Origin of the sequence: Bacillus sp. AFS023182, from assembly GCF_002560575.1 — a bacterium.
GTDB classification, from domain to species: Bacteria; Bacillota; Bacilli; order Bacillales; family Bacillaceae_G; genus Bacillus_A; species Bacillus_A arachidis.
The window spans coordinates 147,414-169,868 of record NZ_NTRO01000020.1 but is presented as its reverse complement, the minus strand read 5'-3'; the positions used below and the strand labels follow the sequence as shown (position 1 = coordinate 169,868).

The 22,455-nt window shown below is 34.6% G+C and carries 23 protein-coding genes and 2 pseudogenes; 10 read left to right on the top strand and 15 right to left on the bottom strand.

What is annotated here, in order from left to right; genetic code table 11:
- Positions 1-28 precede the first annotated feature (28 nt).
- Together CN288_RS09955 and CN288_RS09950 are read right to left on the bottom strand one after the other, a co-directional pair.
- Positions 29-2,089: a hypothetical protein gene (locus CN288_RS09955; RefSeq protein ID WP_098302216.1), complete on the bottom strand. Its 2,061-nt coding sequence runs from the start codon at positions 2,087-2,089 to the stop codon at positions 29-31.
- A 267-nt stretch (positions 2,090-2,356) separates the two neighbouring features.
- A complete protein-coding gene (locus CN288_RS09950) occupies positions 2,357-3,202 on the bottom strand; it encodes a DUF72 domain-containing protein (protein WP_026591249.1) in 846 nt (281 codons plus the stop codon).
- Between the two features lie 161 nt (positions 3,203-3,363).
- On the opposite strand from CN288_RS09950, the gene CN288_RS09945 reads away from it, so the two are divergent.
- Positions 3,364-4,617: an ATP-binding protein gene (locus CN288_RS09945; protein ID WP_026591250.1), complete on the top strand. Its 1,254-nt coding sequence runs from the start codon at positions 3,364-3,366 to the stop codon at positions 4,615-4,617.
- 75 nt (positions 4,618-4,692) lie between these two features.
- Here CN288_RS09945 and CN288_RS28710 read toward each other — a convergent pair whose 3' ends face one another.
- Positions 4,693-4,869 (bottom strand): hypothetical protein, encoded by a 177-nt coding sequence (locus CN288_RS28710; RefSeq protein WP_176527661.1) that lies wholly within the window; start codon positions 4,867-4,869, stop codon positions 4,693-4,695.
- A 110-nt stretch (positions 4,870-4,979) separates the two neighbouring features.
- Here CN288_RS28710 and CN288_RS09940 point away from each other — a divergent pair, with 110 nt between their 5' ends.
- On the top strand, positions 4,980-5,417 hold the full coding sequence (locus CN288_RS09940; protein WP_026591251.1) for a hypothetical protein: 438 nt from the start codon (positions 4,980-4,982) through the stop codon (positions 5,415-5,417).
- A 74-nt stretch (positions 5,418-5,491) separates the two neighbouring features.
- On the opposite strand, the gene CN288_RS09935 is transcribed toward CN288_RS09940, so the two are convergent.
- Complete coding sequence (locus tag CN288_RS09935; RefSeq protein ID WP_026591252.1) at positions 5,492-7,510, bottom strand: transglycosylase domain-containing protein; 2,019 nt, start codon at positions 7,508-7,510, stop codon at positions 5,492-5,494.
- A 312-nt stretch (positions 7,511-7,822) separates the two neighbouring features.
- Here CN288_RS09935 and CN288_RS09930 point away from each other — a divergent pair, with 312 nt between their 5' ends.
- The 3 genes from CN288_RS09930 (at position 7,823) to CN288_RS09920 (ending at position 10,371) form a co-directional block, all read left to right on the top strand.
- Positions 7,823-8,443, top strand: a complete 621-nt coding sequence (locus CN288_RS09930; RefSeq protein WP_000231449.1) for a DUF47 domain-containing protein — start codon at positions 7,823-7,825, stop codon at positions 8,441-8,443.
- 11 nt (positions 8,444-8,454) lie between these two features.
- On the top strand, positions 8,455-9,453 hold the full coding sequence (locus tag CN288_RS09925; RefSeq protein WP_026591253.1) for an inorganic phosphate transporter: 999 nt from the start codon (positions 8,455-8,457) through the stop codon (positions 9,451-9,453).
- A gap of 117 nt (positions 9,454-9,570) precedes the next feature.
- A complete protein-coding gene (locus CN288_RS09920) occupies positions 9,571-10,371 on the top strand; it encodes a sulfite exporter TauE/SafE family protein (RefSeq protein WP_026591254.1) in 801 nt (266 codons plus the stop codon).
- A gap of 296 nt (positions 10,372-10,667) precedes the next feature.
- Here CN288_RS09920 and CN288_RS09910 read toward each other — a convergent pair whose 3' ends face one another.
- Entirely contained in the window at positions 10,668-10,892 is a 225-nt protein-coding gene (locus CN288_RS09910; protein ID WP_098302214.1) for a hypothetical protein, read from the bottom strand.
- Positions 10,893-11,089: 197 nt separating this feature from the next.
- On the opposite strand from CN288_RS09910, the gene CN288_RS09905 reads away from it, so the two are divergent.
- On the top strand, positions 11,090-11,602 hold the full coding sequence (locus CN288_RS09905; protein WP_090691047.1) for a Crp/Fnr family transcriptional regulator: 513 nt from the start codon (positions 11,090-11,092) through the stop codon (positions 11,600-11,602).
- Positions 11,603-11,622: 20 nt separating this feature from the next.
- Here CN288_RS09905 and hmpA read toward each other — a convergent pair whose 3' ends face one another.
- Both hmpA and CN288_RS29510 read right to left on the bottom strand, forming a co-directional pair.
- Entirely contained in the window at positions 11,623-12,831 is a 1,209-nt protein-coding gene (gene hmpA / locus CN288_RS09900) for an NO-inducible flavohemoprotein (RefSeq protein WP_098302213.1), read from the bottom strand.
- A 215-nt stretch (positions 12,832-13,046) separates the two neighbouring features.
- A pseudogene (locus CN288_RS29510) lies at positions 13,047-13,314 on the bottom strand (hypothetical protein); the annotation flags it as partial.
- Positions 13,315-13,518: 204 nt separating this feature from the next.
- On the opposite strand from CN288_RS29510, the gene CN288_RS09890 reads away from it, so the two are divergent.
- The gene (locus CN288_RS09890; protein ID WP_026591257.1) at positions 13,519-13,716 is read left to right on the top strand and encodes a hypothetical protein; all 198 of its coding nucleotides are present in this window, start codon (positions 13,519-13,521) and stop codon (positions 13,714-13,716) included.
- Between the two features lie 53 nt (positions 13,717-13,769).
- Here the strand turns inward: CN288_RS09890 and CN288_RS09885 are convergent, their stop codons facing one another.
- Complete coding sequence (locus tag CN288_RS09885; protein WP_098302212.1) at positions 13,770-14,621, bottom strand: hypothetical protein; 852 nt, start codon at positions 14,619-14,621, stop codon at positions 13,770-13,772.
- A gap of 111 nt (positions 14,622-14,732) precedes the next feature.
- On the opposite strand from CN288_RS09885, the gene CN288_RS09880 reads away from it, so the two are divergent.
- The gene (locus tag CN288_RS09880; protein WP_026591259.1) at positions 14,733-15,509 is read left to right on the top strand and encodes a class I SAM-dependent methyltransferase; all 777 of its coding nucleotides are present in this window, start codon (positions 14,733-14,735) and stop codon (positions 15,507-15,509) included.
- Positions 15,510-15,544: 35 nt separating this feature from the next.
- Here CN288_RS09880 and CN288_RS09875 read toward each other — a convergent pair whose 3' ends face one another.
- On the bottom strand, positions 15,545-15,754 hold the full coding sequence (locus CN288_RS09875; protein ID WP_026591260.1) for a hypothetical protein: 210 nt from the start codon (positions 15,752-15,754) through the stop codon (positions 15,545-15,547).
- Between the two features lie 224 nt (positions 15,755-15,978).
- On the opposite strand from CN288_RS09875, the gene CN288_RS09870 reads away from it, so the two are divergent.
- On the top strand, positions 15,979-17,517 hold the full coding sequence (locus CN288_RS09870) for a bifunctional metallophosphatase/5'-nucleotidase (RefSeq protein ID WP_098302211.1): 1,539 nt from the start codon (positions 15,979-15,981) through the stop codon (positions 17,515-17,517).
- A gap of 314 nt (positions 17,518-17,831) precedes the next feature.
- Here CN288_RS09870 and CN288_RS29505 read toward each other — a convergent pair.
- From CN288_RS29505 to CN288_RS09840, 6 genes and pseudogenes are all read right to left on the bottom strand, one after another.
- A pseudogene (locus CN288_RS29505) lies at positions 17,832-17,975 on the bottom strand (DUF3992 domain-containing protein); the annotation flags it as partial.
- 157 nt (positions 17,976-18,132) lie between these two features.
- Positions 18,133-18,765: a response regulator gene (locus CN288_RS09860; protein WP_090691031.1), complete on the bottom strand. Its 633-nt coding sequence runs from the start codon at positions 18,763-18,765 to the stop codon at positions 18,133-18,135.
- A gap of 1 nt (position 18,766) precedes the next feature.
- Positions 18,767-19,819, bottom strand: coding sequence for a sensor histidine kinase (locus tag CN288_RS09855; RefSeq protein WP_026591263.1), 1,053 nt, complete (start codon positions 19,817-19,819; stop codon positions 18,767-18,769).
- Positions 19,819-20,559, bottom strand: coding sequence for a cell wall-active antibiotics response protein LiaF (gene liaF, locus CN288_RS09850; RefSeq protein ID WP_090691029.1), 741 nt, complete (start codon positions 20,557-20,559; stop codon positions 19,819-19,821). Before liaF ends, CN288_RS09855 begins: the two co-directional genes overlap by 1 nt.
- 107 nt (positions 20,560-20,666) lie before the next feature.
- On the bottom strand, positions 20,667-21,329 hold the full coding sequence (locus CN288_RS09845; protein WP_026591265.1) for a PspA/IM30 family protein: 663 nt from the start codon (positions 21,327-21,329) through the stop codon (positions 20,667-20,669).
- Positions 21,330-21,374: 45 nt separating this feature from the next.
- Positions 21,375-21,731, bottom strand: coding sequence for a lmo0954 family membrane protein (locus CN288_RS09840; protein WP_026591266.1), 357 nt, complete (start codon positions 21,729-21,731; stop codon positions 21,375-21,377).
- Between the two features lie 291 nt (positions 21,732-22,022).
- Here CN288_RS09840 and CN288_RS09835 point away from each other — a divergent pair, with 291 nt between their 5' ends.
- Positions 22,023-22,445, top strand: coding sequence for a GNAT family N-acetyltransferase (locus CN288_RS09835; protein ID WP_026591267.1), 423 nt, complete (start codon positions 22,023-22,025; stop codon positions 22,443-22,445).
- Positions 22,446-22,455: the final 10 nt, after the last annotated feature.

Here is a 22,455-nt window from a genome sequence, read left to right as displayed (position 1 = left end):
TACCATGAATTGCTTTTTCTTGTTTTTCTTATTTCTCTTTTTTCACTTCAACATTTACAAGAACCGGAGCAATACCATTCTTACCATGCCCAGCTTGAATTTGTGGTACGTTATCCTTATCAGCATTTCCAAGCTTTCCTTTTATATAAACATCTCCAGTATCCCAAAATTCACTTGTTTGCATTCCTTCTTTTAATGATGGTCCATTGATTACTTGCTCATAAAAATCAACATAACGAGAAGTAATTACTTTTTGTTCCAATGAATCATATTTCGTTTTATCTGCATCTGTGTTACTTAAGTTTTGTAATGCAACGCGTAAAACTGCTGATACGCTACCAGCTGTATATGGTGTATATTTCATTTCACCTTTTTTCGTTTCATATGCACGAGCTTCTTTATTCCACATTTTACGATCAACTAAATCATATAGTTTACGTGCTTCCACGCGATACGTTTCATCTTTCGTTGCTAGAAAGGCCGCTGTTAACCCACGAATTGCTCCTAGTTGTGCTTCTAGTGTTACAGGTTCCTCATCTACCCCTTTACCGATTGTATAGCCATTTGCTATGAAACCATCTTTTGTTTTCATATTTTTTAACAAAAAGTCTGCTTGTGTCTTAATCATAGTAAGTGCACGTTTTCCTTCTTCTGTTTGTAACCCTTGTGCCTCTGCACCACTGGCATATCCCACTGGCATTCCATCAATCGCACGCTGGAACATACGAAGTGCTTCTACCATATAACTTGCATCAAATGTATCAATTCGTTTTCCTTGCTCTGTTCCGCTATGCTCTGCAACAAATGCTCCTGTTTCTTTATTGTAGTGCATCGCTTCAATATTTTTAAATACATGTAGCATTACATCACGATTTAAAGAATATGGGTCATCTGCTTTTACATCATTCACTACATCAAGATCTGTATTTTCTGCTACCGCTTTGGCAAATGGCGCACCATCGAATGTCGCTTGGAAGGCTGGATTTACATTTTTATTATCGGGACGTTGATCCGTCATTCCGAAAAATTCTGCTGTTGGCCATAACATCATCCACTGATCACGAAGCATACTGCGTGCATCTTTCACTTCTAATCCGCCAGCTTTTGCAATTCCGCCTTTTTCTTCTTCATTTACTTTAATCTCATGTGGTAAATAAACAAGGCCGTTATCTGGATTATATTTACTTCCAATTCCGCTCGTTAATTGTTTTGCATTCGCATCATAAAATAATCCATCACGAATATATGCAAGCTTATTCCAAATTTCTTCTGTTAAAATCACTCCTTGCATACCATCTGCACTACTTTTTCCAAGACGAATATTTGCATCTTTATCTTGTGTGCTTGATGTTGCCTCTAACTCTTCATCTTTATCTAATGTATGGAAACCACCTAAAAAGTCCCCAGCCCATAATGTTTGTTTTAAAAACGTTGAACCGTACGCTGCTGGTGTTAACGTTTTATTCATTTTCGTACGATCCCAGCGTAATGTTTTAAAATCCATTTGGTACGCTGGTACATATGTTTTATCATCGTTTTCTGCATATACAGAAGTATCCACCTTTTGTGTATAATGCGGATCACCGCCAGCATATTCCATAAATGTCGGGTACATATTTGTAAATATTTCTTTACGTGGATACCCTACACTATCAGCTAATGTATAAAATCGACTCTCTAACCAAGTAGGAACATCTTTATTTTCTGCTTTTGTCATTTTTTGTACAATTGGTGCGTGCAGTAAATGCAGTCCAAGACCGGATTTCTCAACAACCTCATACATTGCTTCTTCTGAGTACTCATAAGATTCAATTCCAGCCATGTAATCAAATTTCGTTGGTTTATTTCGTTTTTGTGCATCCAATATGTCTAAATCTAATCCAAGTCCTTCTGCTAATGGTTCCCCAGACAATTCAAATTCCGTATATGCAAACATATTTGCTGCTGTATCAAACGAATAATCAGTTACTGGTATACGATATGTATTTTTTTCTTTTGACGTTTCTTCTTTTTTCCCTGCACACCCTACTGATAGTAGAAGTGAAGAAACAACAGCAACTGTCGTCATGACTTTCCATGGCTTTTTCATTCATTCCCGCTCCCTTAATTAACATTGATAATTATTATCAAATAAACGTTTTCATTATATTATAAAATTAATTTTTTGTAAAATTTAAATTTTCCACAAAAAACATTAAGAAAAGTATTGACAATGATAATGATAACCATTATCATTTATTATGAAGCCAACAATTGATGAATCAAACAAACGCTCAGTAACATTGTTACCCCTCTTTTTCATATAGAAAAACACTGTACATTCCCCCTGTTTGTACAGTGTTTTTCTTTTTTAATTTTATTCAAATAAATTGAGTTGTTCCGGTTTTGGTTCGCCGTATGTAATGTGCATCATCGTCATAAGCTGTTTTGCATTATCAGCAGCATCCCCGCCGGAATTATTATTAAATAACACATATATGTTCTTCGTCTTTTTCTGCAATACCTGTAACCTTTCTACCCATTCTTCTAACTCTTTTTTATTATAACGATACAAACAGCGCACAGCTCGCCAATTTTCTCCTTTATCAAGCCATCCATGAAAATTGCGGCCATGAAAGCGTATTAATGTCACTTCAGAATGAGTCGCTTCTAATACAATTGGAACTGAACCAATTCCAGCTTGTGGTTCATCACAAATCGTATGGATCCACTTTTCCTGCTCTAAAAATTGTAATGTTTTATCATGCATATGTGGATTAAACCATGTTTGATTTCGGAACTCTATAGCACACGGTAATCCTTCCATTTTTTCTTTTGTATAACGGAGTAAATCGACATTTTTCTTCTGACAATCAAACCAAGGTGGATATTGAAATAATATCGCCTTTAATTTATGTGCCTCTTGAAGCGGAACAATAGATTGTTTAAATATTTCAAACATCTCATCGAAATTAGAGAATGGAATCTCTCCCTGCATATGTCCTGTCATCCCCTGATAGGCTTTGACAACAAATGAAAAATCTTTTGGTGTTTCTCCGGCCCATTTCATATAATTCTTAACTGGTTGCATCGCATAGAACGAACTATCTACTTCTACAATAGGAAAATACTCACTATATGTTCGCAATTTATTTCTATTTCCATAGGAATCCGTATATAAAGAATCGTGATCTCCCCATCCTGTTAATCCAATAGAAATCACCCTTATCCCTCCTTATCCTATTTTTGTCAATCCATACATACTGAATTAACGAAAACAAATAGTTCAGCCTGATAAAAAAGTTTCAGCTTTCCTCAAGAGCATCCTTATAAAAATATGATATACTAGATGGAAGAATTTTTAAATTGAGGAGTTATTTATTTATGATTCAAGAGGATACTACTTTATCTCATGAAAATCAAATAAAAGAATTAGAAAAGAAAGTGCAGTTTTATGAACAGTTGGTAAATCAATTACCCCATCATTTCACATACGAAAATTCACAACTAGGTTTACAATTACATAAAAAAGGAACTTCTCATTTCATTCATCACATCCCAAAAGAAGATATAGAATCAAATCTTGTACTAACTTGTGATTCCTTATTTCTATTTGAGCAACTTGAAAAGTACTTTGTTCATATATTTGATGCATTTTCACATCATGTCACTTTCATTGACAATAAAGGTATCATTACATTATGCAACCAATCTGCAGCAGACGATCTTGGCGTATTACGAAATGATATAATTGGTGAACCAATCCAAAAGTTATTAAACTTACCAGAAGAAAAAATTAAAGCTTTAGAAACATTACACAGCGGGCAAGAAATTTACAATGAAGAAGTATTAGACTTAAACTATGGTATTATAAACAATCGCATTATTCGTGATTATAATGGAGAAATTTTCCGTGTTATCAGTGTTTTTCATTATTTAAATACCGAGCGTGATGCTGAAAAACTTGCATTAGCTGGTCGAATTGCAGCTGGAATTGCACACGAAGTTCGTAATCCACTTACAACAGTACGTGGTTATTTACAATTTTTACAAGAAAGTGTTTCACCTTCTAATAAAGAACTCTTTCAAAATCTGCTCATTCCTGAATTAGATCGTGCAAATAGTATCATCACTAAATTTTTATCTATTTCAAAAGCACACGAATTTAAAAGAGAACCATTTCCCATCAATACTTTTTTACGTGAATATATCCAACAGCTACTAGCTAGTGAAGTATTTTTACATAACATTTCTATTGAATATAATTTATCTTCCGATTTAGAAAACATATTAGTAAATATTGATCGATATGAGCTCGTTCAAGTTTTCCTAAACTTATTCCAAAATGCTGTGGATGCAAAAAGTGATAGACCTTTATCCATTCAAATCACTAGTCATCGTTTGGATAATTTTGCTCGCGTCACTTTCCAAGACAATGGATTTGGTATTCCTCCATCCATTCAAGAATATATATTTGATCCATTCTTTTCTACAAAAGATACCGGAACTGGCCTCGGATTATCAGTAACAAAAAAAATCATTCAAAATCACAATGGAACTCTAAAAGTTTCTAGTAATGAAAATGGAACAACATTTATCATCTCCATTCCATTGGCACAAAAAGAAGCGGGCTTATAGCATCTTCTAAAAAAGAATCAGTGGGGATAAAGCCCCACTGATATAACTACGTAAATATATTCAAAATATACAATTTTATGTTTTTTCACATGCCCCAAGTTCTTCACTACTCAATCTCTTAATCCACATGTCTTCTATATTTTTTCCTCTTTCATATAGAAATACCACAAAACTTAATGAGTTCAATGTCTCTTCTTTCATTCCAAACTCAACACACTCCGGTAAGAATGAACTCGAGGCTATTCTTCCCATCTTAAATGTTAGATGTCCTTCTTTACGTTTCTTTACTTCAAATTTACTCTACCTTAACGCTTATTCTGTATGATAGAGAACAAAGACAATGATATGAAAGAGGGATGAAAATGAACACCTTATCGTCAATACGCTTTGGGATCGTCCTTATGTCATGTATAATTTTATGTTCAGCACTCTTTTTGACTTTAGAATGCACCTCTGCATCAAAAGCAGCAGAAAACAGTAACATTGCTTCATACGAACTGCTATATGCAAACCAAAATATAGTACCTCTCTCATCTTCTTTATCTAAAGAAAAAAGAGTTATTAAAGGAATGATTATTACAGAAGCTTCTTCCCATCATGACCTGAATCAGATTGCAAAAAGAATTAAAGAACAATATAATAACCAAAAAATCGATGAAATTACATTATCCATTCACAATAAAAATACTGGAAAATATGAAGATGACTTACCTTTTGAGCCAATTAGCAAAGCAACAATTTCAATTTTTTATAATTCACAATCCCATTCTAACATCATTATTCGCCTCACTGAACAGTAAATACACCCGCTGAAAAAGTTTTCAATTCATATAAAAAAGAGACGAATATAATAATCATTCGCCTCTTTTTATTCTTACAAAAATGGAATCCACTCTTTTACTTTATCAATCCACTCTTTTTGTTGTTCTTGACGCTTTTTTTCTTCCTCTTTTCTTCTTTTTTCTTCTTCAATTTTCTTTAATTGTTTTGCATAGTCAGTCTCTGATATTAGTGATAATTGAAATGCTTTTTGACTAGGGTTGGCATCAGCTTTTTTCATAATATCTCGAAACATTGTTGTTGTAATTTGACTACCGCCTGGAATATAGTGCTCTCTATCCGTTTTATCATACCCTACCCAAATTGCACCGACAAGGTCAGGTGTATAACCAACAAACCATGAGTCTTTCGCTCCGCTACTCGGACCGTCTACAAGCTGAGTAGTTCCTGTTTTACCAGCCGTATCTATATTTTTTACCTTTGCTTTTTCACCTGTTCCTTTTTCAACAACGCCTTTTAATAAATATGTCATTTTTTGAGCAACCTCTTCACTTGTTACACGTGTTTCTTTTTTATACCACTTTCCTACTATTTCTCCTTCAGCATTCTGTATTTCACGAATTGCATGCCCTTCAACTTGTACTCCATCATTTGCAAAAGTTGCATAAGCTTGAGCCATTATGAATGGTGAAGTTCCCGTATGCATTCCCCCTAAAGCAATAGGAAGGGTACGATCTTCCTCTTGCAATGGAATACCAAAACGCTCTAATGACTTCAACCCTTTGTCTAATCCAATTTGTTCTAACAACCAAACTGCTGAAACATTATAAGACTTAGCAATTGCTTCATACATTGTCACATCGCCATGAAAAGTATGATCACTATTTTGAGGCGTATAATCTTTTATATGAAGTGGCTCGTCCTTTAAAACATCATATACTTCATATCCCTGTTCTAATGCAGGTACATATACTGCGAGAGGCTTTAATGTCGAGCCAGGCTGTCTTTTTAATTGTGTTGCATGATTAAATTGTAAAAATTGATACGTTCCCCTCCCGCCAACTAGTGCGGGTACACCACCAGTTTTCGGATCCATTAGAACAATGCCCGTTTGCATAAGTTGATCAGCATTACTCCCTTGAAAATAACTATCATTATTCACAACATCTTCCACTGCTTGTTGTTTTTTCGGATCAAGTTCTGTATAAATACGATATCCACCAGCTAAAATTTCATTTTGTGTCAATTCATATTTCTCCATCGCTTCTCTGACAATGTAATCTACATATTGCGAGTATTTGCCCTTATACTTATCATCAACGCCACGGCGTAATACAAGGCCCTTTTCTTTCTCATTGCTGTACTGTTCTTCTGAAATATATCCTTGCTCTTTCATTAATGCTAAAACAACGTTACGTCTTTCGATTGATTTATTAAAATTTTTATATGGTGAATAAATTGATGGCCCCTTAATTAACCCTGCAATTGTCGCAGCTTCTGCTATTGTTAAATCCTTTACTTCTTTATTGAAATATGATTTAGCCGCTTTTTTTACACCCCAAGCTCCTTCACCAAAATAAATTTGATTCATATACATCTCAATAATTTCATCTTTTGTATACGTACGCTCTATCTTTTTTGTTAAAAAATATTCTTTAAACTTCCGTGAAAATGTACGTTCTTGTGTTAAAAATACATTTTTCGCAAGCTGTTGTGTAATTGTACTCCCACCAGCTACTACTTCTCCAGCAGTAATATTTTTTAACAAGGCACTCATAATCCCACTATAGTCAATACCATGATGGCTAAAAAATTCTTTATCCTCTACTGCTACAACTGCTTGAATCATAATATCAGGAATATCTTTTCTTTTGATTCCTTCCGCCTTGGAAGAAGATAACTTTGCTGCCACTTCTTTATTAGCATCATAAATAAGTGTCGGCTGCGGAACAGCTTGTTTTAATGCAGATATGTCTTGAATGGATATCATTATATTTACTGCAATAAATAGGGTAACAAAAAAACTGGAAAAAATTAATAATATGTTGCGCAATTTCTTCCTCTTGTTGAACCACTCAAGCATTTTTTTGAAATGAGTGTTGTTCAATTTCATTTATTCACTTCCTCCATGAGTCTACACTTTCGATTAAAAAAGGAAAAAATGTCCTCTTTTTGAATTTATTATAATAACGTATTAGTTCCTCAAGTGTAAAGCATTTCTTTTACATTCATACTTTTTACAAGAAAAGGACATTCTACAAGTAAGATATTCATTATTGATTATTAATATTATTAATACATCAATGTGAGTTATGTTAAGTTTTTGTAAACTTTTCGATAAAATGTTTTAAAAAACGACAGTTTTTTGTTAGAATTGACTAGCCAATATATTTTACATATATTACTTTTCGTGGGGGTAACAATAATGGTCTTTAAATCTAAAAAAGATAAATTTTCCGAAATGTTAATGAATGTTTCCGAAAATTTAAAAGAAGGCGCGCAATTTTTCGTGGAGTATAAAATTAAAAATGCCAGCGATCTAAAAGAATTTTCTATGCGCATGAAAGAATACGAGTCAAAAGGTGACTCATTTATTCACGAAATCATTATGGAGCTAAACAAAGCGTTTATTACTCCTATTGAACGTGAAGACATCCTGCAACTTGCGATGAGCATGGATGATGTACTTGATGGACTAGACCACAGTGCAGGTTTATTCGAAATGTATTCTATTACAGAAGCAGATGAATACATGATTAAATTTGTGGAGGCAATTAATCAATGTGCAATTGAGATTGCAAATTCCGTTGAACTTATGTCGAATAAGAAATTAGTGGATATTCGCACAAATGCAATTAAAATTAAGGATTACGAATCACAGTGTGATGATATCCGTCGCCATGCTATTAAGAACTTATTCTCTCGTGAAAAAGATCCAATTAAGATCATTCAATTCAAAGAGATCTATGAAGAGCTAGAAGAAGTAGCTGATAGCTGTCAAAGCGTTGCAAACGTATTAGAAACAATTATTATGAAGAACGCATAAGGAGTTTGATCATGGATACACTCTTGATATTGACTGTTTTAATAGTCATTTGTGCTTTAGCTTTCGACTTTATTAACGGATTTCACGACACAGCAAACGCGATTGCAACGGCTGTTTCAACGAAGGCATTAAAGCCGAGACAAGCTATAATTATGGCAGCTATTATGAACTTTTTAGGTGCAATGACATTTACAGGTGTAGCAAAAACAATTACAAAAGACATTGTTGACCCATTTGCTTTAGAACATGGATCATATGTTATTTTAGCCGCTCTGCTTGCTGCAATTGCTTGGAACTTAATTACTTGGTACTATGGAATCCCAAGTAGTTCTTCGCATGCAATTATTGGTGCAATCGCAGGTGCTGCAATTGCTGCTGCTGGATTAAGTTCAATTAATTTCAAAGGATTTATTAAAATTCTTGAAGCTTTAATTATTTCGCCAATCGTTGCATTTGTTATTGGGTTTATCGTATATAGTATTTTTAAAGTTGTCTTTAAAAACTTTAATTTAACGAAAACGAATCAAAACTTCCGTTTATTCCAAGTGTTTACAGCGGCACTACAAGCTTATACACATGGTACAAACGATGCTCAAAAAGCAATGGGTATTATTACAATGGCCTTAATGACAAATGGCCTTCATAGTTCTGGAGATATTCCTTTCTGGGTTCAATTCTCATGTGCTCTTGCAATGGGTCTTGGTACTTCTGTCGGTGGATGGAAAATTATTAAAACTGTTGGTGGACAAATTATGAAAATTCGTCCTGTAAATGGGGTAGCTGCCGATTTATCATCATCACTTGTTATTTTTGGTGCTACATTTATTCATTTGCCAGTTAGTACAACGCACGTTATCTCTTCTTCTATTTTAGGGGTAGGTGCTTCCCATCGTGTAAAAGGTGTAAAATGGGGAACTGCGCAACGTATGTTAATTACATGGGTAATTACACTTCCAATTTCTGCTTCATTAGCAGCCTTATTCTATTACCTATTACATTTTATTTTCTAATACAAAGTCGCCTTCCTTATTTTTCTAGGAAGGCGACTTTTTTGTGAACAATCTTATTTCTTTTCAAAAAGCATGTATAATAAATGTTGTATTAGTGATACAGAGGAGTTGGCAATTTTGGAATACATCATGTTACTTTTCATTGGATTAATCGCAGGAACAGTCGGAAGTTTAGTAGGACTTGGTGGAGGAATTATTATCGTCCCCTTACTGATTGGGTTGCATAGTTTATCACCACAACTCGCAGTTGGTACATCAATGGTGACCGTAGTTTTCACTGGTCTCTCCTCTACTCTTACTTATATGAAACATAAGCGAGTAGATTATAAAAGTGGACTTATTTTATTTATAGGGAGCGGCCCTGGAGGTATTATTGGATCGTGGGCAAACAAATTTTTGAATCAGGATTCTTTCTCATTATACTTTGGAATTTTCCTTATTTTCGTATCTATCCTTCTCATGTTACGCGATAAATTGAAACCTCTTTCCCTCTCAAATGCAAATGTTATTAAACGATCTTTCACAGATGCTGAAGGTAACACCGTTCATTATCAATTCCCACCGTTTCTTTCGATTATTATCGCATTTGTAGTTGGTTTTATATCTGGATTATTTGGCATTGGTGGCGGTGCATTACTCGTTCCAGCGATGATGCTTCTTTTTGCATTCCCTGCACAAATTGCTGTCGCAACTTCCATGTTTATTGTCTTTTTATCAGCAATCGTAAGTTCTATGACTCATATTTCTCTTGGCAATGTTAGCTGGATTTATGCATTGATTCTTATTCCAGGCGCTTGGATTGGCGGAAAAATTGGAGCTTTCATCAATACAAAATTAAGCGGTAATGCGATTATCAAATTATTGCGTGTCACATTAATTATTCTTGGAACTAGATTAATTATCATTTCTTTCTTGTAACGCGTTCTTTTTAGAATGCGTTTTTTTATACGCAGGAATACAAAAACACCCCAAAAATAAAACATAATACCGTACACATACAAAACAACGTCAAATTTGAAATATGCAATTTACCCAAGTTGATCACTCCACTTCTATAGCTGTGACTATTACCTTTATGATAGCGAAAAAACAGAGGGTGTGCTGTTACAAAGCGCTAACAATGCAAAAGCAATTATTACAAATTTTATCAGTTTATTGCATCTGCTTGTATAATCTATCGATTCAACAAAAAAAGATGTCATATTGACATCTTTTTAGTGAAGGAGTGACCATCCCATAAAATCTTCATGTACTTGACGTGCTCGTTTATCATTCCTATCATACAATTCAGCGTAGCTATCCGTTTCTTCATCATAAGTCATTGTATAGATAATTTGACCATCTATTTCAACTGATAGAACGACTCCACCTTTCATCTCTTCCACATGTATTACAGCATTAGCTGGAATTTTCATATCAGTCATTTTCGCATCTAACAATATAGTAAACCCCCTACAGCGTATTTATTGCTAGTACTATTACACACTAAATAGTATACTACTGTAATAGCATACATTCCGTCAATTAAATTGCTGTTTTGTAAGCTTATCTTCTTTTATTCATCTATTTTTTAATACAAACAGACTATAAATCGGGTACAATGAACGAATAGAAATGATTAAATGAGGTGCTAACATTGATTCTACATAAAGGGGATACATTATTTCGTCAAGGTGAAGAAGGTCCCTTATATTTTATTAAAACGGGACTATTAAAAGTTATTCGATTACAAGAAGACGGAACACCATTTTTATTTAACATTATTGTTCCAGGTGAGACAATCCCTCACCATTCTTTAATTTCACCAAAGGAGTATCATGGTACAGCAATTGCTTTAATTAAAACAGAGGTCCAGCCCATTGTATGTAATACATGGTACGAAAAACTACAGGAGAATCCAGAATTATACGCTGATATCGCCATGCAACTACAAACAAAATTACGAATGATGCAGCAGCGAATCGATCAATTAACAACTGTTTCTCCGAAAGAACGTCTCTACCGTTTACAAGAGTGGTTCTCACTATATTTAGGGGAAATTCCAATCTATGAAATATTAACACAAACAGAAATCGGACAACTGATCGGTGTACGTCGTGAAACAGTAAATCGCTTGTTACGAGAACAAGTAAAAAACGAGGGGAACTAACACCTCGTTTTTTGTTTGCCTTATGATAAACTTGCTGCCGGACCAAAAAATTCATAATGAATGTGTTCAGGTGAAACGTCCCATTCTACTAAATCCTTATTAATATGTTTCATAAATGGTACCGGGCCACAGAAATAAAAGTCCGCTTTATTTGTAGGAATAATTGATTGTAACCAATCTAAATCAATGAAACCTTCTTTATCAAAGTTTTTCGCTTGTAAATCTTGTTCTGTTGGTGAAGAATAGCAAGTGTATACTTCTACTTGTTCATGGTCGTTCTCTACTTGCTGCACATGTTCTTTCATGGCATGCACTTTGCTATTTAATGCTGCGTGAATAAAGTATACCTTGCGGTTTGAATCTCGCTCAATTAATGTATTTAACATACTCATCATCGGCGTAATACCAACGCCGCCACTGATTAACACAATCGGTAAATTTGAATCCATATTTAATACAAAATCCCCCGCCGGTGCACTTAGTGGCAAGATATCTCCCTCTTGAACATGATCGTGTAAATAATTAGATACCTTTCCATCAGGTGTTTCTGCAGCTATTTCTCGTTTCACACTAATACGATAGTAGCCTTTTCCAGGAGCGTCTGATAAGCTATACTGACGATTATGTGTATATGTTTCACCTTCTATATTTAATTGGATCGTTACATATTGACCAGGTAAGAATGTTGACAGTTCTCCACCATCTTCTGGTTTGAAATAAAACGATGTAATTACGTCGCTCTCTTTCTCTTTTTTCACAACAACAAAGTTACGGAAATCTTTCCAACCGCCTTCTTTTTTTGCCGCTTCATCATACATTTCTGCTTCGATACTAATAAATGCATCAGCAATTACACCATACGCTTCTCCCCAAGCATCTAACACTTCTTGTGGCGCATTTGCTACCTCTTTAATCGCTTGTAATAAACATTTTCCGACGATTGGGTAGTGTTCTGCTTTAATTCCTAAACTTCTATGCTTATGACCAATTTGTTTTACAGCAGGAATAATAGCTTCTAAATTATCAATATATGTAGCAGCTGCATACACTGCACTTGCTAACGCCTGTTGCTGTCTTCCTTTTTTCTGATTTGTATGGTTAAAAATATTTAATAATTCCGGATGTTCCGAGAACATAATTTGATAAAAACGTGTCGTAATTTCAACGCCTTTTTCTTGTAATAATGGTACTGTTGATTTTACAATTTCAATTGTTTTTGCACTTAACATTGTATCCCACTCCTTTATTTCTTTAACTATTGTTAGTGTAAATGAAATGTTCACTGGATGTTGTGATTTTAATCACTATAAACACGGTGTTTTTGTGAAAAATGTATGAACGATTTAGATTTATCCTGTTATTTGCTGCTAAACCAAACAAATTTTTGCTTTATATCCCATCCTATCTTTTCTAAAAGAAAACAAACTAACCAAAATTCCCCAACTTAAGACTGGGCTTGAAGAGATTCTTCGATTACTTGTATACCTTTTCCGTTCCCAAACTCAGTATATCCCCATATATTTGTTTCACCTGTATATTTGTTTATAATACTATTAAGTCGTGGTAAACACGATGAGCATAAACGACGTATTCACTCTTCCTGACTTCTATCCCCTTTTTCAAAACCTTAAACTTCGCCTTACATCTTGTTTTATCTGCTTCTTTTTTATTTCCGGTATTATATCTTTTAAAAACGGTTCTCGTTTTTGAAACCTCTACACTAGATGATTCCTATCTCTCCCTCTTTCTATGTATGTCATATTTTTTCTTTTATCAGAAATGACGTTTATATAATCCAAAATTAGCCAAAAATAAGAAAAGAATATGTTTCAAGCAGTTATTCTTCTTTTTCTTCAATACAATACTAAGATTGATTGCTTGAGAACAGAAAAATAACGGAAGGAGGTAGACATAAAATGTCATTACAATCTCTCATGATTGGCACTTTATCCTTTTTAGCCTCAACACTAATTTTTTATACAGTTGGCTATTTACTATTATTAGATTGGTTACCCAATCATTTGTTTATCGCTCTTATTGTCCTTTCTGCTCTTATGATTTCCTATCTTATTACACGAAAATCAATGAACGAACCATCTGCAAAAACAAAATAATAGAGTGAACCTTTTAGTTCACTCTATTTTTCATTTCCTAGGAAAGAGTTTAGCTATCTTTGCAAATTCATTTTTTCACCATAATCTTTTACAATCTGAATAATATTTTGAAACGCTCCTACTTTTTCTTTTTTGTAATTTAATACTTGTAAATCATACTCATCGTAATAAGTTTCTAATGCTTTTATTTGAGAGGTTGATACATGCTCTACTGGTACAACGATACTCACTTCATATTGTTTATACCCCTCTTTCACTTTCTCACCTTGCATGATTTCACTTGTTTTCTTTCCAATCACTTGTTGTACTTTAGAAGGAAACGTCAATTGAAAATAGTACTCCCTATCTTTCTCCAACGTTTTATATAAAGAATCCGAAATCGTATAAAATACTGTATAATTTATGCTTTTTTCATTTGTTTTAATGTGAAAAGCAGTAATTTGTAAATCCTTTTTTGTCACTTCTGTTAATGTATTTACTTTCGTATCATCACTTGTTGATTCAGGCACAGTCGGAAGTATAGATAACAGTTGTTCTGTATCAGATTTTGTGAGCATATACGCACCCTTTTCATCTTGTAACCAACCACGTCGATCTTCTCCTCTTAACCATGCACGATATGTTTTCTTCTTTCCATTTTTCTCAATTTGTATTTCATACTCTGGCTCTCCAAAACTCCCTGTTATTTGTTGTTTCTCAGCCTTATTAATAATCTCCACTACTTCTTTTGCTTCCTCTTGGCTTAAAACCTTCTCGAGCTTTCCTTTTTGTATAACTGTTACTTGTATACTTTCTTGCACAGAATTCACCGTCTTTTCTACTTGTTTTTTCTCCTTTTTTTGTTCAAACTGACTACACGATGCTAATAAAAAAATGAATATAATTAGCAAATATTTTTTACTCACTCCGCGCCCTCCTATATAGAACAATAAGAAAAGCTTATTGTCCTTGAAAATGAAACAAAAACGCTATGTATGATGAAATGAGATATACTATACACGAAAGGAGGCTTTTACATGTCCATTAATTTTCATGATGCCAATAATAGGTACACTTATGCCACACGAAAAGCAGATATTTCTTGGTGTGAAATAATCCAAAATATAATTGATGTAAAAGGTAAAAGCATAATTGATATTGGATGCGGTGGTGGTATTTATACGAAAGAACTGGCTCTCATGGGAGCTAGCAATGTCGTTGGTTTCGATTTCTCAAAAAAAATGCTACAAGCAGCAATAGAAAATTGCGCTTCCATCCAAAACATCTCATTCATTCACGGTGATGCCCACCATATGCCATTTGCTAATGAAACTTTTGATATTGTAATTTCTCGTGCTGTTGTTCATCATTTACAAGACGTCCCAAAGTTTTTACAAGAGGCCTCACGTATCTTAAAGAAAAATGGCATGCTTATTCTTCAAGATCGTACCATTGAAGATTGTACAATTCTAGGAAGCCCAGAACATATTCGTGGGTATTTCTTCTCCGTCTATCCTAAGCTCATTCCAATAGAGGAAAAGCGAAGACCAAAAGCAACCTATATACAGCAATTAATCACACAAAACGGTATGCATCCACTTCCCCTTCAAACAATTTGGGAAGTTCGAAAAATCCATGATTCCATTGAAACATTACTACAAGATTTATCACCACGGACAGGCCGATCTATTTTATACGAATTAACAGACGAAGAACTTTCTCAATTACTCCACCATATCCGCTCTAAGCTACACAACATAGCTCCCATTGTCGAACAAGATCGTTGGACCATTTGGAGTGCCACAAAATCTTAAGAAAGCCTCACATAATTTTGTGAGGCTTTCTCCTTTCATAACCTAATTTTGCAACACTCTTGATATCCTCCACTTCTAGCCTGTGCACTTCCACACTTTGGACACACTAAGTATCTAGATTGATTGGTCAACAAACTTCCTTTTTGAAAGAGCAACACTTCTGCTTGTTTAAACGAACGCGAATAATATAACCATATGAAACCACAAATTACTACAATTCCAAACAATATACCCATCGCAAGCATTTCCGTCACCTCTTTTTGGTCTGTTCTTTTCCGTAAGTGGATTGTAGTATTATTCGCTATTGATAAAAAAGATTCCTGCCTTTCCATCTCAATTGTCATATTTCTCAAAAAATTTACATTCCCTCTATACTTTACGATTTTTTTACAAAAGATTCCCTTTCACTCCTCATACAATAAAGTGAAACTTCCGCATCCTAAAATATGTTTAATAGAGGAGTGTCAATATGAACTATTTCATATTATTCCCATTTCTTATCAAACTGATTTTTCCCGTGCTATTCTCTCCTTCTCTACCTGCCGACATATCCGTGCAAATCCTTGGCCTCAATGATTTGCACGGCCAATTAAATACCACTTCAACATTGCATGGTAAAGCTGTAGGACGCGCCGATTACATATCCGCCTACATTCAATCCTACCGCGATAAAACCCCCAACACCTTACTTGTTCATACAGGAGATATGATTGGCGGGAGTCCTCCGATTTCGGCACTGTTTCATGATAAACCAACGATGGAATTTTTAAATAAGCTTCAAGTTGATGTTGGTACAATTGGAAACCATGAATTTGATAGAGGACCAGTTGCTCTTCAGCAACTCATTAGTGGTGAATCTACTGCACAAATAAATTCGTTTTCAGGCAGTTCATTCCCCTATGTATGTGCAAATGCTTTAGATAGTAAAACAAAAAAGGCACTCTTTCCTCCCTATACAATTAAATGGATCGATGGTATTCCCATTGCATTCATTGGTGTCGTCACAAAAGATACTCCATTTCTAACAATGCATACCAATATGTCTTCTGTCCTCTTTTTGGATGAAGCTACTTCCATTAATTCCTATGTACATCAACTACAAAAGAAAGGCATTCATGCATTTATAATTCTTGCTCATCTTGGTGGTAATACAACCGGTGATAATACCACTGGAGCTCTAGTTAATTTAGCAAATAACCTAGATACTGACGTCGATATTATCTTTGGTGGACATACCCATTCTTATGTAAATGGAAACGTAAACTGGAAACTCCTTGTGCAAGCTTATTCATATGGAAAAGCTTTTTCAAACGTCACTGTTACATTAAATCGTAAAACCAAAGACATTATAAGAAAAGATGCAACTATTGTCCCAGTCTACCAAAATACGCTTTCTCCTGATTCTCATATAAGAAAATGGATAGATTCTTATACATCTAAAATCCATTCTAAAATAGAAGAACAATTAGGAATAGCAAACTACGAATTAACCCGTGATCGAAACGAACATGGCGAATCAAAATTAGGCGCCCTTCTTGCTATAGCTCAACGTCAAACTATGCAAACGGATATTGCTTTTGTAAATCCCGGGAGCATTCGGCACGATTTACAAAAAGGAACAATTACGTGGGAAGATGCCTTCCTCATACAACCATTCGGTAACCCATTAATCAAGATGGAGTTGTCAGGAAAAGAAATTCGAAACATCTTGCAAGAACAATGGAAAGAAGAAACTCGCATGCTACAAATTTCTGGCCTTCGTTATAGCTGGAAAAATAATTTAATCCAATCTATTTCATTAGAAAATGGAACTCCTCTGCAAGATGATCAAACATACTCTGTTGTGGCCAACTCTTTTTTAGCAAACGGAGGAGATAAATTTATAACTTTCAAATCAGGAAGAAATCGTATAGAAGGCCCGACAGATCAAGAAGCTTTTGCAAATTATATTCGTTCCATTTCTCATATTGATACAATTCCTCAAAATTCTATTCAAAAAACATATTGACTTTTAAATAAGACATATGAAAGTCCTTTCAGAATACTTAAACAAAATTCATCGACGAGAACGTGTACGTTATACAGCTGTTCCCCAAAGAGTAGGCATCTTGCTGAAAGGCGATGCTCAGCGCGTAACCGAAAATCATCTCTAAGAAGTAGAACCGAACGATGTAGCAAGTTCTTACCTGTCGTCCCCCGTTACGAAGAACACGTATCATGTTGTACGTTGCAAAGCTTCGTACATATAAATATATTTCTATATGTATGAACTAGGGTGGTATCGCGGGTAAATAAAAAAACTCCCTTAAACGGGAGTTTTTTTATTTGATAAGAAGTATGATTGAAACTACTTATTTTATATGCTTTTGTATAATACTTAATGTTCGTATCAACTGTTTCCACTTTTACAATATCATATTGTTCCTTAAGTGCTTGCAATACATTCACGTAATTTCCTAACTTTTCTTTTTTACTCGTTTCTACTCAAATGATAGCGCTCTCAAATGAATTCGTCAATAAAGTGAAACTTTAATCGGTGGGAAGTGGAGATCTTTCTGTCCACCAATCATAAGATAAAAAACTTCCACTAATGAAACCAGTCATATCCAGTGGAAGCTCCATCTTATTTCGTTAACTGATGTCTAAAAGCATAAATAACCGCCTGCGTACGATCACTTACATTCAATTTATTTAATATATTACTTACATGTGTCTTCACAGTTTTTAGTGCAATAAATAGCTCATCTGCTATTTCTTGATTACTTTTTCCTTCTGCAATTAATAATAAGATTTCAAACTCTCGTTCCGTTAAATCTTCATGAAGTGGCTGTTCTTTCTTTTGACGCATACGAGACATCATTTTTCCAGTAACTTTCGGCTCAAGTACTGTTTCTCCATCATAAGTCGCTCGTACTGCATCTGCGATATCGCTCGCTCTTGATGTTTTTAATAAATAGCTCGTTGCCCCTGCTTCAATGACAGGATATAGTTTTTCATCGTCTAAAAAGCTTGTCACGACAACAATTTTTGCTTCTGGCCATTCTTGAATAATCGTACGCGTTGCCTCCACACCATCCATTTCATCCATAACAAGGTCCATTAAAATAATATCTGGCTTTAATGCTAATGCTAATTCTGAACCTTTTCTTCCATTTTCAGCTTCCCCAACAACTTCAATATCCGGCTGAGTGGATAAATATGCTGATACACCCATCCGCACCATTTCATGATCATCAACAAGCAATACTTTAATCATGCTACTCTTCCTCTCTCTCTATCATAATTGGTACTTTCACTTCAATTTGTGTACCTTTATTCGGAAAACTTAGCACCTTTAATGTTCCACCAATTTCATGAACACGCTCTTGAATGGACCTTAGACCATATGATCCAGCTTTATTGACACCTACTTCAAATCCAACACCATCATCAATGATTTTCAAAATCGCATATTGATCAATTTGGCGAAGGCGTACCTCCGTTTTCTTCGCTTTGGCATGTCGTAATGTATTAGACAATGCCTCTTGTACAATACGGAATAAATGATCTTCTACACCTTTTTTTAATTGAATCGGTTCAATCAACCATTCAATTTTCATATGTTGTTTTCTAGAAAGTTCTGTTAACAACTCCTCTATACCCTCTGTTAACTTTTTACCTTCAAGTTGTACAGGACGTAAATGGAGAAGTAATGCTCTCATTTCCGATTGCGCATTGACAACCATATTTTCTACAAGTTGTAATTGTTTTTTCGTTGTTTCTGGCATATGATCTACTTGTTCATTAATCGCTGACATCATCATAGACATTGCAAAAAGCTGCTGACTCACTGAATCATGCAGTTCCCTTGCTAGTCGATGCCTTTCCTGAGAAATCGCTTCTTGTCTCATTTCTTCATTCCAATGAGCTCGTTCATTCGTTACCTTTTGAAATAACCCAGCTTGTTCCTCTAATCTTCGAGCAAGCGCAATTACTTTTCGTTCTACTTCATGAAATTCATCTTCTGCAGTAAACGAAACATCCTTTGGAAAGTTCCCACGCTCTACTTCAAACAAGAAAGTATTCAAGCCTTGAATACGCTGCTGCATATAATAACCAATCGCATATCCTACAATTCCACCCATAAGAAGACTTGTACTTATAATTAACAAGCCGATTGGAACAGAAGCAATGGATTCTTTCCATAATAAATCATATACATCCTGTCCGCTTTTCCATACATATACAACTGTACAAATAAGTGCAATACTAACAGAAGATAACATAGAATAACGGATGTACATCCATGAAATATTTCCTTGCTTTTTCATTATACTTTCCTCACTTCCGTATCGCCTACGACAAGCGAAGAAATAATTTTAATTCGGCGAGGAGTTTCTTTATACTGTTCTGTCCTAAACGTCACATTTCGATTAAAACCTGTTTCTTCATGCCCCGGAAGCGAAACTCTCCCCATGATGACAGAATGGTTTAAAGATAGTTCGATATCATACGGAACATATAAACGAATGTTCCCAATAACACCACGAATAACAATGACCGTTTCTCCTTCGGGAATCATTGCCGTTGTCAAATCAATTTCAACATCACCGACTCCGTACTGGACATTAATATCTTCTAACTCATAAATATGGTCCATCATTCTTATGTTACCAACCATTATATTCTTAAGGTATGGTTCTGTGCGATAAATTTGTTTTTCTTCATCTATATATCCTTTTTCCTTAATTTCAACTTGTATAGTTTTTGGTTTCTGCTGTCCTTGAATAAGTTGATAACCAATAAAAGCTATGCAAGCAAATACAACTAGCACGAAGGCCGCTGATGAAAACAGGAAGAATAAAAAAACAATCCCCCCAACAAATAAAAACACATTCCCTCTCACATAACGATTCTTTTTCCGATAATGCCTTCCGAACATAATCATAATAAACGCAAAAATAAGGGCCCCTGGTTCAAAATGTCCGAGAACCATATCAAGAAAAAGACCAAATCCAAATACGATGAGGAGCATCCCCAATAATTGTGTTTTTGAAAATTGTTTCTTCATTTCAGCTCCCCCCTTCTTGTTACATATAAATAGAAGAAAAAGGTATTGCTTTCCAACACCTTTTCTTCTACCACTATATCATAAGCTCATTTTATAATATACTACAATTATTTTATTACTTCTTTGTCTAAAGATACTTCATTTTTTTCTTTCATTTCGCGTTCAAGTTTTGCAATTTTCATATCAAATGTATCACGCTCATGATCCTCATTCATACGAAGCTCTAAATCACGAATGTGATCTTCAATTTCTTCAAATCGTAAGAACGGATTATTCTCATCCATTTTATGAAGAGCTGTATTCATACGACGGTTCGCATGAGCCATATTTTCGCGTGCCATTAATTCCATACGCTTTGCATTCATTTCTTTTAGCTTATTTTTCATTTCAGAAAGACGGCGTTCTAATTCATCAATTTGCTCCACTACACCTGCATACATTTCTTCTAGTCGAGCCACTTGCCCTTCGTAGTATGCTACTTCTTCTAATGCACGTTCATGCAATTGCATTTCTCCTGCTTCTTGCGCAATTACAGCTTGCTTTGATCTCTTATTTACGAAGTAACGAGCCTGTTCAAGTTCACGAGCAAAGTTAGATTTTAATGTTTTATGACGTTGGATTAACTTTTCAATTTTTGTTACTTCACGCTCACTATCGCGTAAATATTGGTTTAACATAGCGATTGGATTCTTTCTTTCTTTCTCATCTAATACATTATGAAAATCTGCTAAAATTGCATCGCGCACACGTCCGAATAAAGATTGTTTCATTATAAATCTTCCTCTCTTTTATTTTATGATTTAAGTTGTTTTATATTAGTTTTTCATTAACTTATTCCATTCATCTTCAAAGTTACTATATGGTTTAGAACCTTCTGAAGCAGAATCAACTACTACATGTTTTTCTTTTTTCCACTCACGGTATCCGTAGTATAGAACTACTAATGCCGCAATACCGATTAATGCCGGTGAATGAGATAGGGCGATTGACAAGCCGATTAAACCACCAATACCCCAAGCTAATTTCCCAAAAAATGATTGTGCCCGCACAAATGATTTATAGCTCCAATACACAATTCCTGCTCCAATTGCGAATCCTACTATACCAGCAAGACTTCCAAGAGCAATTAAAGCCAAAATACCAGCTGCGATAAACGCTAGAAATTGTTTCATCTTGTGCTTGCCTCCCTTCGATTTGATACTCTTATCTTAACTATTTTTTCGTTTTTCCATAACGAGCTTAAGAACCGTTTTCATCTCGGACTTAAGACTGAGTCGCATTCAGCCCTTTACAAATCTCATATATATAGAAACAAAGACTTTTTTGCTACTTTGAATGATAATATTCGCTTTAAAGTTAAATATAGTGAAGTTTACACAAAATCAAAATTTTTAGAAATTAACTTTGAAAAATATGTTAAAATGAGGAAGAAGGCTATATCCAAATAAAGGGAGACTTATATTATGAATTTTCATATTGTAAAAGAAATGAATACTGCCGATAAAAACTATATCAACAATGCTCTTTACGAATATAATTTAAAACATTTCCCACCAGATTTAAGAGGAAGATACTCAGAAATTCATTTATTTCTTAAAGATGAAAATGACAAGGTCCGCGGAGGACTATTAGGTGAAGTTTGCTGGAACTGGTTAGAGATTCATACTCTTTTGATTGATGAAGACATCCGCAAATTAGGATATGGATCCAAATTGTTGTTAGAAGTAGAAAAAATTGCTTTAGAAAGAAGTTGTGATTTTATAAAAGTTGATACTTTAAGCTTTCAAGCCTTAGACTTTTATAAAAAGCACGGTTATCAAGAATTTGGTATTCTTGATAATGTAGGAAGAGACTATAAGCATTACTATTTAAAGAAGGATTTATAAGTAGCAAAAA

What these genes read in the sequence shown, in the direction of transcription:
- CN288_RS09875 (WP_026591260.1), bottom strand. Translation starts at nt 15,754, where the DNA reads ATGCTTGCGATGGGTATATTGTTTGGAATTGTAGTAATTTGTGGTTTC.
- CN288_RS09925 (WP_026591253.1), top strand. Translation starts at nt 8,455, where the DNA reads ATGGATACACTCTTGATATTGACTGTTTTAATAGTCATTTGTGCTTTA.
- CN288_RS09835 (WP_026591267.1), top strand. Translation starts at nt 22,023, where the DNA reads ATGAATTTTCATATTGTAAAAGAAATGAATACTGCCGATAAAAACTAT.
- CN288_RS09935 (WP_026591252.1), bottom strand. Translation starts at nt 7,510, where the DNA reads ATGAAATTGAACAACACTCATTTCAAAAAAATGCTTGAGTGGTTCAAC.
- CN288_RS28710 (WP_176527661.1), bottom strand. Translation starts at nt 4,869, where the DNA reads ATGGGAAGAATAGCCTCGAGTTCATTCTTACCGGAGTGTGTTGAGTTT.
- CN288_RS09940 (WP_026591251.1), top strand. Translation starts at nt 4,980, where the DNA reads ATGAACACCTTATCGTCAATACGCTTTGGGATCGTCCTTATGTCATGT.
- CN288_RS09890 (WP_026591257.1), top strand. Translation starts at nt 13,519, where the DNA reads ATGTCATTACAATCTCTCATGATTGGCACTTTATCCTTTTTAGCCTCA.
- CN288_RS09840 (WP_026591266.1), bottom strand. Translation starts at nt 21,731, where the DNA reads ATGAAACAATTTCTAGCGTTTATCGCAGCTGGTATTTTGGCTTTAATT.
- liaF (WP_090691029.1), bottom strand. Translation starts at nt 20,559, where the DNA reads ATGAAGAAACAATTTTCAAAAACACAATTATTGGGGATGCTCCTCATC.
- CN288_RS09945 (WP_026591250.1), top strand. Translation starts at nt 3,364, where the DNA reads ATGATTCAAGAGGATACTACTTTATCTCATGAAAATCAAATAAAAGAA.
- CN288_RS09955 (WP_098302216.1), bottom strand. Translation starts at nt 2,089, where the DNA reads ATGAAAAAGCCATGGAAAGTCATGACGACAGTTGCTGTTGTTTCTTCA.
- CN288_RS09880 (WP_026591259.1), top strand. Translation starts at nt 14,733, where the DNA reads ATGTCCATTAATTTTCATGATGCCAATAATAGGTACACTTATGCCACA.
- CN288_RS09930 (WP_000231449.1), top strand. Translation starts at nt 7,823, where the DNA reads ATGGTCTTTAAATCTAAAAAAGATAAATTTTCCGAAATGTTAATGAAT.
- hmpA (WP_098302213.1), bottom strand. Translation starts at nt 12,831, where the DNA reads ATGTTAAGTGCAAAAACAATTGAAATTGTAAAATCAACAGTACCATTA.
- CN288_RS09870 (WP_098302211.1), top strand. Translation starts at nt 15,979, where the DNA reads ATGAACTATTTCATATTATTCCCATTTCTTATCAAACTGATTTTTCCC.
- CN288_RS09845 (WP_026591265.1), bottom strand. Translation starts at nt 21,329, where the DNA reads ATGAAACAATCTTTATTCGGACGTGTGCGCGATGCAATTTTAGCAGAT.
- CN288_RS09860 (WP_090691031.1), bottom strand. Translation starts at nt 18,765, where the DNA reads ATGATTAAAGTATTGCTTGTTGATGATCATGAAATGGTGCGGATGGGT.
- CN288_RS09855 (WP_026591263.1), bottom strand. Translation starts at nt 19,819, where the DNA reads ATGAAAAAGCAAGGAAATATTTCATGGATGTACATCCGTTATTCTATG.